The organism is Frankia sp. CeTa3Moorea, assembly GCF_978021225.1.
Map to the genome: position 1 here is coordinate 1 of NZ_CDXDOR010000142.1, position 13375 is coordinate 13375.

General features: G+C 69.5%; 10 protein-coding genes. 7 read left to right on the forward strand and 3 right to left on the reverse strand.

Annotated elements, in window-relative coordinates:
* Window positions 1–448: 448 nt before the first annotated feature.
* Entirely contained in the window at window positions 449–2143 is a 1695-nt protein-coding gene (locus AC08OV_RS19730; protein WP_476616221.1) for an FAD-dependent oxidoreductase, read from the reverse strand.
* Between the two features lie 125 nt (window positions 2144–2268).
* On the opposite strand from AC08OV_RS19730, the gene AC08OV_RS19735 reads away from it, so the two are divergent.
* The 3 genes from AC08OV_RS19735 (at window position 2269) to AC08OV_RS19745 (ending at window position 5848) form a co-directional block, all read left to right on the forward strand.
* Window positions 2269–2874, forward strand: coding sequence for a helix-turn-helix domain-containing protein (locus AC08OV_RS19735; RefSeq protein WP_476620088.1), 606 nt, complete (start codon window positions 2269–2271; stop codon window positions 2872–2874).
* 217 nt (window positions 2875–3091) lie between these two features.
* A complete protein-coding gene (gene ctaD, locus AC08OV_RS19740) occupies window positions 3092–4807 on the forward strand; it encodes an aa3-type cytochrome oxidase subunit I (RefSeq protein ID WP_476620089.1) in 1716 nt (571 codons plus the stop codon).
* Window positions 4808–5098: 291 nt separating this feature from the next.
* Complete coding sequence (locus AC08OV_RS19745; RefSeq protein ID WP_476615005.1) at window positions 5099–5848, forward strand: GntR family transcriptional regulator; 750 nt, start codon at window positions 5099–5101, stop codon at window positions 5846–5848.
* 73 nt (window positions 5849–5921) lie between these two features.
* Here AC08OV_RS19745 and AC08OV_RS19750 read toward each other — a convergent pair whose 3' ends face one another.
* Window positions 5922–8798, reverse strand: coding sequence for an FAD-binding and (Fe-S)-binding domain-containing protein (locus AC08OV_RS19750; protein WP_476615004.1), 2877 nt, complete (start codon window positions 8796–8798; stop codon window positions 5922–5924).
* A 321-nt stretch (window positions 8799–9119) separates the two neighbouring features.
* Here AC08OV_RS19750 and AC08OV_RS19755 point away from each other — a divergent pair, with 321 nt between their 5' ends.
* Window positions 9120–9446, forward strand: a complete 327-nt coding sequence (locus AC08OV_RS19755) for a putative quinol monooxygenase (RefSeq protein WP_462187687.1) — start codon at window positions 9120–9122, stop codon at window positions 9444–9446.
* 96 nt (window positions 9447–9542) lie between these two features.
* A complete protein-coding gene (locus tag AC08OV_RS19760) occupies window positions 9543–9725 on the forward strand; it encodes a transposase (protein WP_476615006.1) in 183 nt (60 codons plus the stop codon).
* A 53-nt stretch (window positions 9726–9778) separates the two neighbouring features.
* Here the strand turns inward: AC08OV_RS19760 and AC08OV_RS19765 are convergent, their stop codons facing one another.
* Entirely contained in the window at window positions 9779–10183 is a 405-nt protein-coding gene (locus AC08OV_RS19765; RefSeq protein WP_476615003.1) for a winged helix-turn-helix transcriptional regulator, read from the reverse strand.
* 154 nt (window positions 10184–10337) lie between these two features.
* Here AC08OV_RS19765 and AC08OV_RS19770 point away from each other — a divergent pair, with 154 nt between their 5' ends.
* Both AC08OV_RS19770 and AC08OV_RS19775 read left to right on the forward strand, forming a co-directional pair.
* Window positions 10338–11552, forward strand: coding sequence for an MFS transporter (locus AC08OV_RS19770; RefSeq protein ID WP_476615002.1), 1215 nt, complete (start codon window positions 10338–10340; stop codon window positions 11550–11552).
* A 280-nt stretch (window positions 11553–11832) separates the two neighbouring features.
* Window positions 11833–13278, forward strand: coding sequence for a WS/DGAT/MGAT family O-acyltransferase (locus tag AC08OV_RS19775; RefSeq protein ID WP_476615001.1), 1446 nt, complete (start codon window positions 11833–11835; stop codon window positions 13276–13278).
* Window positions 13279–13375: the final 97 nt, after the last annotated feature.

Consider the following 13375-nt stretch of genomic DNA (forward strand, 5'->3'; position numbering starts at 1 on the left):
TAGGGCGAACAGTCCAGTAGCGTGCCCTGCTCTTCAGTCAACGGTTCAGTCCGGAATCGATGATGTACCAGGACACCGGCCGTTAGTGGGCCCACCCTGGGCGGACCGACGGAAGCTGGACTGACGGAATCCGGGCCAGCGGAAGCTGCGCGGGCGGGAGCTGGCGGGCCAATTTCTCACGTGTTCTCGGTACCGCGCTGCCCACTGTCCGGCAGCACACGCTGCGGTACCGGTAGGGCAGCCTGCTATTGGTCCACCGACACCCCGAAGGTACCCATTGCAGCGCCCCAGGTGCAGCAGACCCAGCTCGATCTCGGCGATGACCTCGCCGTCGCCGTCGGCATGACCCTCGACCCTGCCGAGGAGGTCGCCGGCTACCTGCGAGGGCGTTCATCCCGGTCGACCGCATAGTCACCATCACGCTCCACGTGGGCTCCGGGGACAGGACCTACAGGTGGAGAGAGCCGGCGACCCGCGCTTGGCCGCCGCTGGCCGTGGTGGCGTCATGGCTGGTCGCACGCCGGGCAGCGGAGGGCTGGGTCCCTCGCCGGCGGTCTTGGGTGTCGTCTCGGCGGGCGCGCAGAACCGCGTCGTGGATCGTGATGTCGCGGCCGTCGTGGTCGGTGCCCGGCCGGGGCCGGGCTTCGGCGACGTCGATTGTCCAGCCGTCGCCGAGGGTGTCGGCGACCTCGGCGGCAGTCCAGCCCGCCTCCGCCAGCTCTGGCCGGGGGCCCGTGGTATGCAGGCCGGTGGGGTCGTGGCCGACGATCAGCAGCGTGCCGCCGGGTGCGACGGCGGCGGCGAGGTGGGCGAACAGTGCCTGCCGCGACGCTGGTGGCAGGTGCAGGTAGTGCGCGGTGACCAGGTCGTATGTTCCGGGCGCGGGCCGGGCGGCCAGGTCGGCGTGTATCCAGGTGATGCCGAGGCCGAGCCGGTCGGCGCGGGCGGCGGCCCGGCGCAGGGCCGTGGTCGACAGATCGATGCCGGTGACCTGCCAGCCGCGGGCGGCGAGCCAGCACGCGTCTGCGCCCTCGCCTGCCCCGGCGTCGAGCGCCGTGCCGGCTGGCAGGTCGGTGGCCTCCGCGACCAGCGCCGGGTTGGGGTTTCCGCTCCAGTGCTGTGGCCGGGACCGGTACCGGGCGTCCCATGCCTGCTCGCCGTAGGTCTGTTCGTACCGGTGGGACTCGACCGCCCGCCGGGTGTCCTCGGCGACGAGGTCGGCGTTGACGGCGGCCGCGGCGGCCAGTCCGGAGGCGGCGGAGGACAGGACCTGCGCCCGCACGTCGGCGACGTTGCCCGCGACCCACACCCCGGCCACGGCGGTCGCCCCTGTCGCGTCCGCCTCGATGCGGCTGCCGAGCACGTGCTCACCTAGCCGCACCTCGACTGGCCGCAGGCCGAGCGGGGCGAGTAGGTCCGCGCGGGCGGTGAAACGCGGCGCGACCGCCACAGCCCGGCACGGGACGAGCCGGCCGGAACGCAGCCGGACACCGGTGAGCCGGTCGCCGGTCACCTCCAGGCCGGCAACCTCGCCGTCCACGACACCGATCCCGCGGGCCGCGAGCTGTTCGGCCTGCTCGTCGCTGAGGGCGGGTGCAGTGTGGCGGAACAGGGTCACGCCCGCGCTCCACTGCCGGAACAGCAGGGCCTGGTGCACTGCCATCGGGCCGCTGGCCAGGACGCCGATCGCCTGGTCGCGAACCTCCCAGCCGTGACAGTACGGGCAGTGCACCACGTCGCGCCCCCACCGCTCGGCCACCCCGGGCACGGCGGGCAGCTCGTCGGTGAGGCCGGTGGTCACCAGCAGCCGCCGTGCCCGCACGGCCCGGCCGTCGGCGAGCGACACCCGGAAGCCACCGCCCCCGCCGAGATGCCGGGCGGAGGTGACGGTGCCGGCCACGACCTCGCCACCGTAGCCGGTCACCTCGGCGCGACCGGCGGCCAGCAGGTCACTCGGGGGCGTGCCCTCGCGGGCCAGGTAGTTGTGGACACCCCCGGCCGGGGCGTTCCGCGGGTCGCCGGCGTCGACCACCAGCACCGACCGACGTGCCCGCGCCAGGGTCAGGGCGCCGGCCAGCCCGGCCGGTCCGCCACCCACTACCACCACGTCGTACGCCTCGTTGTCGTACGCCTCGTTCACCATGCGCTCTCCTCGGCCTGTCCAGGCGGGGCGCCCTGCTCGTCGTCGCGACGACCGCCCCGCGCCGGACTGTCCGCGCACGCCACCCGTTCTGACAAGAAGCGTTGCCGAGATGGCAAACTGATGGTGTGATCGACGATGTGCCCGACCTCGACGGCGTCCTGGCGGCGGTGGGCCCGCGGCTACGCGCGCTGCGCCACCGGCGCGGGGTGACGCTGCCGCAGCTGTCCCAGACCACCGGGATCTCGGTCAGCACCTTGTCCCGCCTGGAGTCCGGCCAGCGCCGGCTCACCCTGGAACTGCTGCTGCCGCTGGCACGCGCCCACCAGGTGCCGCTGGACGAGCTGGTCGGCACGCCAACCGCCGACCCGCGCATCCACCCCCGCCCGATCGAACGCAACGGCATGACGCTCATCCCGCTCACCCGCCGACCCGGCGGGCTGCAGGCCTACAAAATGATCATCCCGGCGCACTGGCCCGCCCGCGAACCGCAACGGCAGGCCCACGAGGGCTACGAATGGTTCTACGTCCTGTCCGGACGGCTGCGCCTGCAGCTCGGCGAGCACGACATCGTTCTCACCCCCGGCGAGGTCGCGGAGTTCGACACCCACGTTCCCCACGCCTTCAGCAACCCCACCCCGCGGCCCGCCGAAGCCCTCAGCCTGTTCGGCCCCCAGGGCGAACGCCTGCACGTCCGCGCCCACCCGGCAACAACAAGTGAGAGCAGCCGGTAGCAAGGGAAGGGAAACGACGCCAGCGGTAAGAAAGCCCCACCGACAGACCCGCGAGAACGGCCAACGAATAATGGTGGGCCTGCCTGGCGCAGGACGTTCTGCGCCCGGTCCGGGTGCCGGAGTTCCTCCGAATGTGGGACGTCAGGCCGTGCCGCGGCAACCGGTGCGCGGATAACGTGACTAGCGCCGGCAGCGGCAACACCATCGGGAGCGGAATGTGACACTTGTGCACGATAGGCCGGCCGGGCACACGGGCCCGCCGGCGGGCGAGCTCCCGCCCGGGGTTGTGAAAACCCTGGCGCAGTACCTGCGGACGACGTCGCACAAGGACATCGCGCTGCTGTACTTCATGACCTCGCTGGTATTCTTCGCGTTCGCTGGAATCCTGGCGATGCTCATCCGGGCCGAGCTCACCCAGCCGGGCCTGCAGTACCTGTCGAACGAGCAGTACAATCAGGTGTTCACGATGCACGGCACGCTGATGCTGCTGATGTTCGCGACGCCGATCGCGTTCGCGTTCGCGAACTACCTGATCCCGCTGCAGATCGGCTCGCCTGACGTGGCCTTTCCACGGCTGAACGCGTTGTCGTTCTGGCTGTTCCTGTTCGGCAGCCTGACGGTCACCGCGGGCTTCCTTACGCCGAACGGCGCCGCCTCCTTCGGCTGGTTCGCCTATACGCCGCTGTCGAACGCCGCCTACTCGCCGGGCGTCGGCAGTGACCTGTGGGTGCTGGGTCTGACCGTCTCCGGTCTGGGTACCATCCTGGGCGCGGTCAACTTCATCACGACGATCCTTTGCCTGCGGGCGCCCGGCATGACGATGTTCCGGCTGCCGATCTTCTGCTGGAACCTGCTGGTGACCTCGATCCTGGTGCTGGTCGCCTTCCCGGTGCTCGCGGCCGCGCTACTCGCCCTGGAGTTCGACCGCCGGTTCGGCGCGCACATCTTCGACCCGGGTAACGGCGGCGCCGTCCTCTGGCAACACCTGTTCTGGTTCTTCGGGCATCCCGAGGTGTACATCATCGCCCTGCCCTTCTTCGGGATCATCACGGAGATCATCCCGGTGTTCTCCCGCAAGCCGTTGTTCGGCTACAGGGGACTGGTCTACGCGACCATCGGCATCGGGGCGCTGTCGATCGCCGTGTGGGCGCATCACATGTACGTCACCGGCGCGGCGCTGCTGCCGTTCTTCGCTTTCCTGACATTCCTGATCGCGGTGCCCACCGGGGTCAAGTTCTTCAACTGGATCGGCACGATGTGGCGCGGACAGCTCACCTTCGAGGCGCCGATGTTGTTCGCCGTCGGCTTCCTGGTGACGTTCCTGTTCGGTGGTCTGACCGGTGTCCTGCTGGCCAGCCCGCCGATCGACTTCCACGTCTCGGACAGCTACTTCGTCGTCGGCCACTTCCACTACGTCGTCGCCGGCCTGTTGTTCGCCGGCTTCGGCGGGGTGTACTTCTGGTTCCCGAAGGTCACCGGCCGGATGTTGAACGAGCGGCTCGCGAAGGTGCACTTCTGGACGATGTTCTTCGGCTTCCACCTGACCTTCCTGGTGGATCACTGGCTCGGCGTCAAGGGCCTGCCGCGCCGATACGCCGACTACGGCCCGGACGACGGCTTCACCACGCTGAACACCATCGCCACCGCTGGCAGCTCCCTGCTTGCGCTGTCGACCCTGCCGCTGCTGTACAACCTGTGGTGGTCGTACCGGAAGGGTCGAGTCGTGACAGTGGACGACCCGTGGGGCTTCGGCAACTCGCTGGAATGGGCAACGTCCTGCCCACCGCCGCGGCACAACTTCACCTCGCTGCCGCGGATCCGCTCCGAGCGGCCCGCCTTCGACCTGCACTACCCGCAGGCGGCCGGCGCGGTCGACTACCATGCCACCCCCGAGTTCACCCCGACCCGCGACACCCCGGAGCTGAATACCTGAGAACGCGGCTCACGTTGGCGGCTGAACCGGAACCGCCCCGGGCTGTTGAGAGCCCGGGGCGGTTCAGCCCTGACAGGCCCGGCCCTCATGGGTGGGTGCGGTTCCCGGCGCTGCTGGCCGATGCGGCCCGCCGTCAGGTGCGCCCACCGAGGTCGAGACCGCGCTCGCCGACCGGTCGGGCGGTCGGCGTCCTGGGCAGGATGGGCGGGATGGGCGAGTCCGGGCGGGATGGGCGAGACCGCGCGGGGCTACGACTGACAGTTGTAATCTCGGCTAGCTCGTGTTGATTCCATGAGGGTCACCAACCCGCCTGACTCGCATGTACTGGAAGGTGACTGGGTGATGCGCCGCCCTGTACAGCCGGTATCGCTCATAGATGCGGTGGTCGAAAATCTTCGCGCCGAGCTGTTCAGCGGCAATATCGGCAGCAACCAGGCGCTGACCGAAGTAGGCGTCGCCACCCAGTACGATATCGCTCGCCCGACCGCGAAGGCGGCAATCGAGAAGCTGGTCGCGGCCGGTCTCCTTGTCCGCGGCAGTCACAAGGTCGCCCGGGTCCCCGAGCTCGGCCCGGACGACGTTCGCGACATCTACAACACGCGCTACTGCCTCGAGCGCGAGCCACTCCGGCTGCTCGCCGCGGCCCGCCGCGTTCCCGCGCAGGCCCGGATGGCCAATGATGAGATCAAGTCGGTGATCAACGGCCCTCAGATCGCGATCGTCGAGCCCGACATGCGGTTTCACCTCAGCCTCGTCGACTCGATGTCCAGTCCCCGCATCAGCGGCATGTACCACAAACTCGCCGGTGAAGTCCGGCTGTGCATGTCGCAGGTACAGGGCCGGGCGCTGCTGAGCGCGGAATCGATCTACGGCGAGCACGCTCGCCTGCTGGAGCTGATCGTGACCGGCGATCAGGACGCAGCAACGGTCTTACTCCACAAACACCTCTCCCGCGCGCGCGAGAGACTCGCGGGCGCTTTCGGCGCCGAACCGGGCCCGGAGGCGGGCTTCGCGTACGAAGCCGCGACGGCGCGCGGGTGACACGTTCGCTCGGGTCGCGCATCCATCAAGGTCACGGAAGTTGTCGATCGGCGTTCTCCGACACGTCACGTTCTCAGCCGGCACCGCCTGGATGGGCAGAATCCCGGATCGGGCGAGTCGCGTACTCCAGCGCCTCGACAATGTGGACGTATTCGCGCCCCGTTGCGCGTGACATTCCGATCTCGCAGGTCCGGTTGGCCGACGCATGCACCTCGAAGGCACGGGAGTTGACCTCACGTGCCTCGTTCAGCGTCGCCGCCGCGGTCAGCTCGGGATGCAGAAGTCCGCGATCACCGGCGAACGCGCAGCAATTCCAGTCCAGCGGCACGACCACCTCGTCGCTGACCAGCTCGGCGAGTTCCCTGAGTAAAGTCGTGGTGCCCCGCCGCTCGGTCGAGCACGTAGGGTGCAGTACCAGGGACGCCACCCGGCGGGTCACCGAGAGGCGGCCCACGACTTCGGCGCGCACGAATTCGAGCGCGTCCACGAAACGAAGTGCCTCGTAGCCGCCGCCAAGCCGCTTCGCCTCGGCGCCAAGCTCCTCCAGACCTTCTGTACATGACGCCGCGTCGCACACGACCGGCAGGCGGCCGCCGTCGGTCGCCGCGAGCAGCGCCGGCAGGACCTTGGCCCCGATGACCTCGTGGCCACCCCTGAGACCCTTCGACTTCCACGGCATACCGCAACACATCGACGCGATGCCCTTGGGTACCCGTACCGCTACCCCGGCACGCGCGCACAGCGTCAGCATCGCGGGCATGACCCCGCCGCTGGATGACGACGAGCCGAACATGGCCCCGACGCACGCCGGGAAGTACACGGCGCACGCCTCTGCGGCAGCCGCGACCGCCCGGCGCCGGTACCCACCGCGGGGCAGCGAGGCGTCATACTGAGGCATCCTGTCGGTGCCCAACGTTCTGCGGGCCAGGGAGGCCGCGGCTGTCGGCAACGTCGGCGGCAGTGCGGCGGCGGCAGAAAGCGCCTTCCCAGCCAGTGTGGTGGTCGCCCCCCAGTGGCGGGCCGCCGAGCGCCACAGCGCGTCCTCGGCCTTGTTCACCCTCTCGGCGCGCAGCTCTCGCACGAGTGATCCGGTGTTGATCTGCACAGGACAAGCGGTCTGGCACATACCGTCGACCGCGCAGGTGTCGACCGCGTCATAGCGGTAGGCCGCGGACAGCTCATCGGCGAGCCCCTCGTCTCCCTCCCGCCGCGCGGCCTCACGCTCCCGCAGCAGGGCGATCCGCTGCCGAGGAGTCAGGGTCAGCGTCCGGCTCGGGCAGACCGGTTCGCAGTACCCGCACTCCACGCACATGTCCGCGCCGTAGCCGACCGTCGGCACATCCTTGAGATTGCGCAGATAGGAGCGAGGATCGTCGGACAGCACGACCCCCGGGTTGAGGATTCCCAGCGGGTCGAACAGCCGCTTCACCTCCGTCATGACGTCATACAGTTCATCGCCGTACTGGCGACGGACATACCCCGCCATGATCCGGCCGGTGCCATGCTCTGCCTTGAGCGTCCCCTTGTGCTCGAGCACCAGCTCGACCATTTTCTCGGTGAATGCGTGGTAGCGTTCCAACCGCGCGGGATCCTGGAAGGTCTCGGTGAGCATAAAATGGATATTGCCGTCCTTGGCATGGCCGAAGATGACACTGTTCTGATAGCCGTGCGCGTCGAACAGCTTCGTGAGTTCCTGGCACGCTGCCCGCAGGTGCGGCACCGGAACCGCCACATCCTCCAGCAACGCCGTGGTCCCCGCCTGGCGCGCTCCCGCGACGGCCGTATAGAGACCCTTGCGCACATGCCACAGGTCCTTTCGGCGCCGCGGGTCCGAGGTCAGCTCCAGGGGCGACTCGGTCTCGAGCCCATCGCACACGCCGCCGGCCCCGGACACCTTGTCGGCAAGCTCCTCGGTGGTCGCTGCCTGCAGCTCCACCAGGAGCGCAACCTGGTCACGCACCTCCAGCGAGCCGATCTCAGCCGGTGTCGCGCCGAGGGTCTGCGCAACGGCAAGGGACCGAGCGTCCATCAGTTCGATCGTCGCGAACCCCACGTCGACCAGCTCGGGCAACGCGGCGGTCGCGGTGGCGAGGTCACGAAACACCGCCAAGCCGGTCGAGGCGTGGGGAAAGAGCTCCACCGTCCGGAACGTGGCCGAGGCGACGAACCCGAGCGTGCCTTCGCTACCGACCATCAGATGGGCCAGGATCTCGACGGGACGCTCGTAGTCGAGAAACGAGTTGAGACCGTAGCCCATCGTGTTCTTCATTGAGAACTGCCGACGCAGCGTCGCCACGGACGCCGGGTTGCGGCAGATCCGCTCACGAAGCCGCAGCAAGCCCGCATACAGATCGGGTTCCAGCGCGCGCAGCCGTTCATCCGCGTCCGGCGCACCGGTGTCAATCACGGATCCGCTGGATAGCACCACGGTCATCGCCTCGAGCGTCTGGTAGGCGTTCTGCCCGGTACCGCAGGCCATTCCGCTGGAATTGTTGGCAATGACTCCACCCAGGGTGCAGGCGACCTCACTCGCGGGGTCGGGACCGAGCTTCCGCCCGTACGGACGCAGCCGCGCGTTGGCGGCACGGACGGTCACGCCAGGCTCGGCGCGCAGACGGTCACCACCGTCGAGCACCTCGGCCGACTGAAAACCGTGTCGCACGTCGACCAGGATCCCGTCGGTGACGCCCTGGCCGCTGAGGCTCGTCCCGCCCGAGCGGAACGTCAGGTACGAACCACTTCGCCGGCATCTCGCAAACAGCGCCGCCACATCGCCCACGCCGGCAACACGTTCCACTGCGGAGGGCACCAGGTGATAATGCGACGCATCCCGCGCCATCGCGTAGCGCAGGACCGGACGGCCTGCCACGGCCGGCCCTTGGCCATGCCCGCCGCGGCTCCCCGCTACCTCCGCTACCTCCGCGCCGGTGGGACGCCCCTCAAGACTCATCGCCCGTCCTCTCCAGACAAGGAAAGTCTGACAAGTATACATTCGCACACCCCGCGGGGCGGCGCCTCGGCTGCCCTACGATGTCCCTGCCACCCAGCGTCACTACCACCCAGGGCATCGAGCCCTGATCACGAGCCCGCGGCAGGCCCCGGCTTTCTCAAATCGAGACTGCCCGTGGCGGCTGTGACTGCTACGACCATGGGCGAGGTGCCGAGCGTGGGGGCCACCCGTCGCCGACGGTGTGGAAACAGTCGTTGGAGCTCGGTACCCCAGGCGGCCTGTCGCCCACAGCAAGAGCCATGAGCTCGGAAAGGGTTTATAATGATCTTTATCACCGCCAAGTTCCGGATCAAGCCGGAGCACGCCGACCAGTGGCCGGAGATCTCACGGGCGTTCACCGAGGCGACCCGCGCTGAGCCGGGCTGCAAATGGTTCGACTGGTCCCGCAACATTGAGAGCCCGACCGAGTACGTACTGGTCGAGGCATTCCAGGATGGCGACGCCGGAGCCGCGCACGTCCAGTCCGACCACTTCAAGGCCGCCCGGCAGACACTGCCGAAGTACCTCGCCGAGACGCCGCGCATCGTGAACACGGTTCTGGAGCAGGACGACTGGTCGGAGCTGGGCGAACTCGCTGTGTCCGACTGATCGGTCGGGCCGCCGGCGACGACAGGCGGAGCCCCGGTCGGAAACCTCCGTGACGTCCAACCTGACGCCGCTATTCCCGTGGTCCGGCGTATCGGCATGAAGAAGAAGCCGGGTCAGCCGCCGACGTGGACATGCCGGCAATTGATCGACGGGATTCGGTGGCGGACGCGGGCCGGGGCGCCGTGGCGGGACGTTCCCGCCCGGTACGGGCACTGGCGCATGGTGTACGGACTGTTCCAGGACTGGCATCGGGACGGGATCGCTCCAGCCCAGCGATAGTCACCCAACGTCACACTCGGGATGCATCTTCGAATCATGGCCTCCAGGGTGCTCTAGTCGACTCCACCCTGGGGGCCGTGGTTGCGGTCGTAGGCCGCGCGGGCCACGGCGATGTCGTCGCGGTGCCGTTCGGCCCACGATGTGAGCGTCCACAGCGTGGCATACAGCTCCCGGGCCATATCGGTGGCCTGGTACTCGACCTTCGGCGGCACCGTGGGGTAGACGACCCGCGTCAGCAGCCCATCACGTTCCAGGTTACGCAGCGTGAGGGTGAGCATCCGCCGGCTGATGCCGCTGATCGACCGCTGCAGCTCGGTGAACCGGACCGGTCCGTCGCTGATCCGCAGCAGGATACCGATGGCCCACTTGCCACTGATCCGGTTCAGCACCTCCAAGACGGTGCAGGCCTCGGCCTCGTGGCCGGGGGGGTCGATCACATCGCTGTTCCCCTGGAACATGAAAGTGCCTCCTTCCGGCCACTCCCACAGTCACACATGATGGCTTCCGTAACAAGGCGTGCCCCATACGGCGGCTGGAACCGCCGTGCCTGGCTGGCGGTCGCGACCGGCCCGCCGCGGCCCCGTCCGGCCTCCTCGACGTCAAGGAAGACTGTTGACCGACTCAACTCCCCCGGCCTCGCTCCCGGCGCTCCCGTCCCGCTGGCTCGCTCTCGGGGTGCTCTGCACCAGCAACCTGATGGTCATCCTGGACAGCTCGATCGTTACGGTCGCGCTGCCGACCATCCAGCAGGACCTCGGCTTCTCCCAGGCGAACCTGGCCTGGGTTGTGAACGGATACTTGATCGCCTTCGCCGGCCTGCTGCTGCTGTCCGGACGGCTGGGTGACCTGCTGGGCGGCCAGCCCGTCTTCATCGGGGGGCTCGGCCTGTTCACGGCGGCCTCGCTGGCCTGCGGCCTGGCCAACACCGGCGGCCTCCTGATCACGTTCCGCTTCCCGCAGGGCGCCGGGGGCGCGCTGGCCTCCGCGGTGGCACTCGGCATGATCGTCACGATCTTCCCCGGCAGCCGGGAGCGGGCCAAGGCACTGGCCTGCTACGCCTTCGTCGGCCGCCAGGCCACCGCGGCCAAGCCACTGCTGCCGCTGCGCATCTTCCGCTCCCGCGCGGTCGGGGGAGCGAACATCATCCTGGCCCTGATGGTGGCCGGCCTGTTCGGCTATCAGTTCTGCACCGCCCTGTACCTGCAGGACGTGCTCGGCTACGACGCGCTGCGCACCGGGCTGGCGTTCCTGCCGGCCCCGCTGACCATCGCGGCCGTCTCGCTGGGCCTCGCGTCGCCGCTGAGCACCCGGTTCGGCCCCAGGCCGGTGATCGTCGTCGGGCTGCTGCTGGTCGCCGCGGCGCTCCTACTGTTGGCCCGGGTACCGGCCGACGGCAGCTACGCGCGCGACGTCGCCCCCGTGTTCGTCCTGCTGGGTATCGGTTTCGGCGCGGCGATGCCCGCCCTGATCGGCCAGGCGATGACGGTCTCCGACCCCGCCGAGGCCGGCGTCGCCTCCGGGGTGGCCAACACCACCCAGCAGATCGGCGCCGCGCTCGGCACCGCGATCCTGGCCACCCTCGCCGCCTCCCGCACCGACTCGCTGCTCGACCGCGGCAGGAGCACCACCACCGCCCTCACCGGCGGGTTCCACCTCGCCTACGCGGTGAGCGCGGCCCTGGTCGCCGCGGCCGTCCTCGTCGCCCTGTTCGTCCTGCGCCCGCCCGGCCAGTCGCGGGCCGCCGACAGCGCACGGACCGCCGACGCCCACCCAGCCGAGACCGACGACCTGGCGCAGCCGGCGGGGGTGCCGGCCGCGGGACAGTAACCGCCGGGGCCAGCCGTCGGGGACGGAGTAGGCCGGGCGCCCTACCGCCGAGACGGTCCTGCCGCGTGTTCAGTTCTGCCGTGTGTCCGGGGCTGAGGTGGGCCTCGTGTTGATCGCAGCCAGCGCAACCCGCACCCGCTCGGGTGGGGCGCGCGGCCCACGGGTCGCACCGCGCCTCGCTCCCTGGACTTCCGCCGGGTTCGCAGCACCGCGGACAGGGGCATGCTCCGGCTACGCCTGACGGCCACCCGATGCTTACCCCGACCCCGGTGAGGCGCCCATGCGGCAGCTAACCCCGCTTGACGCTCAGTTCCTCGCGTGGGAGGACGGACGCACGTTCGGCCACGTCGCTGGCCTGGTCCTCTACGACACGAGCAAGCCGGGACAGGAGCTCACCTTCCGGTGGCTGCTGGAGCATGTCGCGCGGCGGCTGCCGCTGGTTCCGCCGCTGCGGGAGCGACTGGTGCAGGTGCCACTCGGCCTCGACCATCCCTACTGGGTGGAGGATCCCTGCTTCGATCTGGAGTACCACGTTCGCGAACTGGCGCTGCCGACGCCTGGTGACGATGCCCAACTCGCCACGCAGGTCGCCCGGCTGCTCAACCGGCCGTTGGACCGGTCTCGCCCGCTGTGGGAGGCGTACCTGATCTCCGGATTGCAGGGGCAGCGGGTCGCCGTCCTGACCAAGATTCACCATGCGGTGCTCGATGGCCTGTCTGGGGCCGAGGTGCTGCTCGCGCTGACCGACTTCACCCCGGCGGGCCGCGAACCTCCACCGCCGGCCGCCCCGCCGGCTGGCCTGCCCAGCCAGGCAGAGATGCTCGCGCGCGGGCTTCTCGGACTGGCCCGGCAACCGTTGCGCGCGTTGTCTGTCCTGCCCCGGACGCTGCGCTATCTCGACCGCAATCCGGCGTTGCGGACCGTTCCGGGCATCCGTCTTGCGGGCCGGGTGGCGCGCAGCGTCCTGGAGTTCCGGCGGGAGGCGCACACCGACGGGGAGATCCTCGAGGTTCCCCGGGTACGGGCGCCGCGGACCCGCTTCAACGGGCCGATCAGCCCACACCGGCAGGTCGCCTTCGCCACCCTGCCGCTGACCGACATCAAAACAATCAAGAACCGCTTTCACGTCACCGTAAACGACGTCGTTGTCACATTGTGTGCGGGTGCCGTCCGGAGATGGCTCGCCGACCGGGACGAGCTACCGGATCGGCCGCTGGTCGCGATGGTGCCGCTGAGCGTCCGTACCCCCGAACAGGTCGGCACCTTCGGCAACCGGATCTCGGCGATGATGGTACCGATCCCCACCCACGAGCCGGACCCGGCCGCACGGATCGCCTTCACCCACGACGCGCTGGCCACCGCGAAGACCGTGCACCGCGCAATCCCGGCCACCGTCCTGCAGGACACGGAACAGTTCGTACCGCCGGCCATACTCGCCCGCGCGTCCCGCATGGTCATGGCGGTGCTGAGCAGAACCCGGATCCAGCCGGTCTGCAACCTGGTCGTATCCAACGTGCCGGGCTCACCCCTGCAGCTCTACCTCGGCAAGACGCCGATGACCGCCGCCTATCCGCTCAGCCCCATCACCCACAGCTGCGGCCTGAACATCACCGCACTGAGCTACCTGGACGCGCTCGACGTCGGAGTCGTCACCGACCGGGCACAGGTCCCCGACGCCTGGGAAATCATCAGCGCGTTGCACGAGGAACTCGCGACGCTGCGCTGACGGCCGCGCAGCGGACGCGGGCTCAATGGCGGCCGGGGCCGCGGTGGCCGTCGCCGCGGGTTCGGCCGGGGCCGTGGTGGCGGGTGCCGGGGTGGCG

Bases quoted from the DNA above. Each gene is read 5' to 3' on its own strand.
- AC08OV_RS19760 (WP_476615006.1), top strand. From the start codon at position 9,543: ATGAAGAAGAAGCCGGGTCAGCCGCCGACGTGGACATGCCGGCAATTG.
- AC08OV_RS19765 (WP_476615003.1), bottom strand. From the start codon at position 10,183: ATGTTCCAGGGGAACAGCGATGTGATCGACCCCCCCGGCCACGAGGCC.
- AC08OV_RS19755 (WP_462187687.1), top strand. From the start codon at position 9,120: ATGATCTTTATCACCGCCAAGTTCCGGATCAAGCCGGAGCACGCCGAC.
- AC08OV_RS19730 (WP_476616221.1), bottom strand. From the start codon at position 2,143: ATGGTGAACGAGGCGTACGACAACGAGGCGTACGACGTGGTGGTAGTG.
- AC08OV_RS19750 (WP_476615004.1), bottom strand. From the start codon at position 8,798: ATGAGTCTTGAGGGGCGTCCCACCGGCGCGGAGGTAGCGGAGGTAGCG.
- AC08OV_RS19775 (WP_476615001.1), top strand. From the start codon at position 11,833: ATGCGGCAGCTAACCCCGCTTGACGCTCAGTTCCTCGCGTGGGAGGAC.
- AC08OV_RS19745 (WP_476615005.1), top strand. From the start codon at position 5,099: ATGAGGGTCACCAACCCGCCTGACTCGCATGTACTGGAAGGTGACTGG.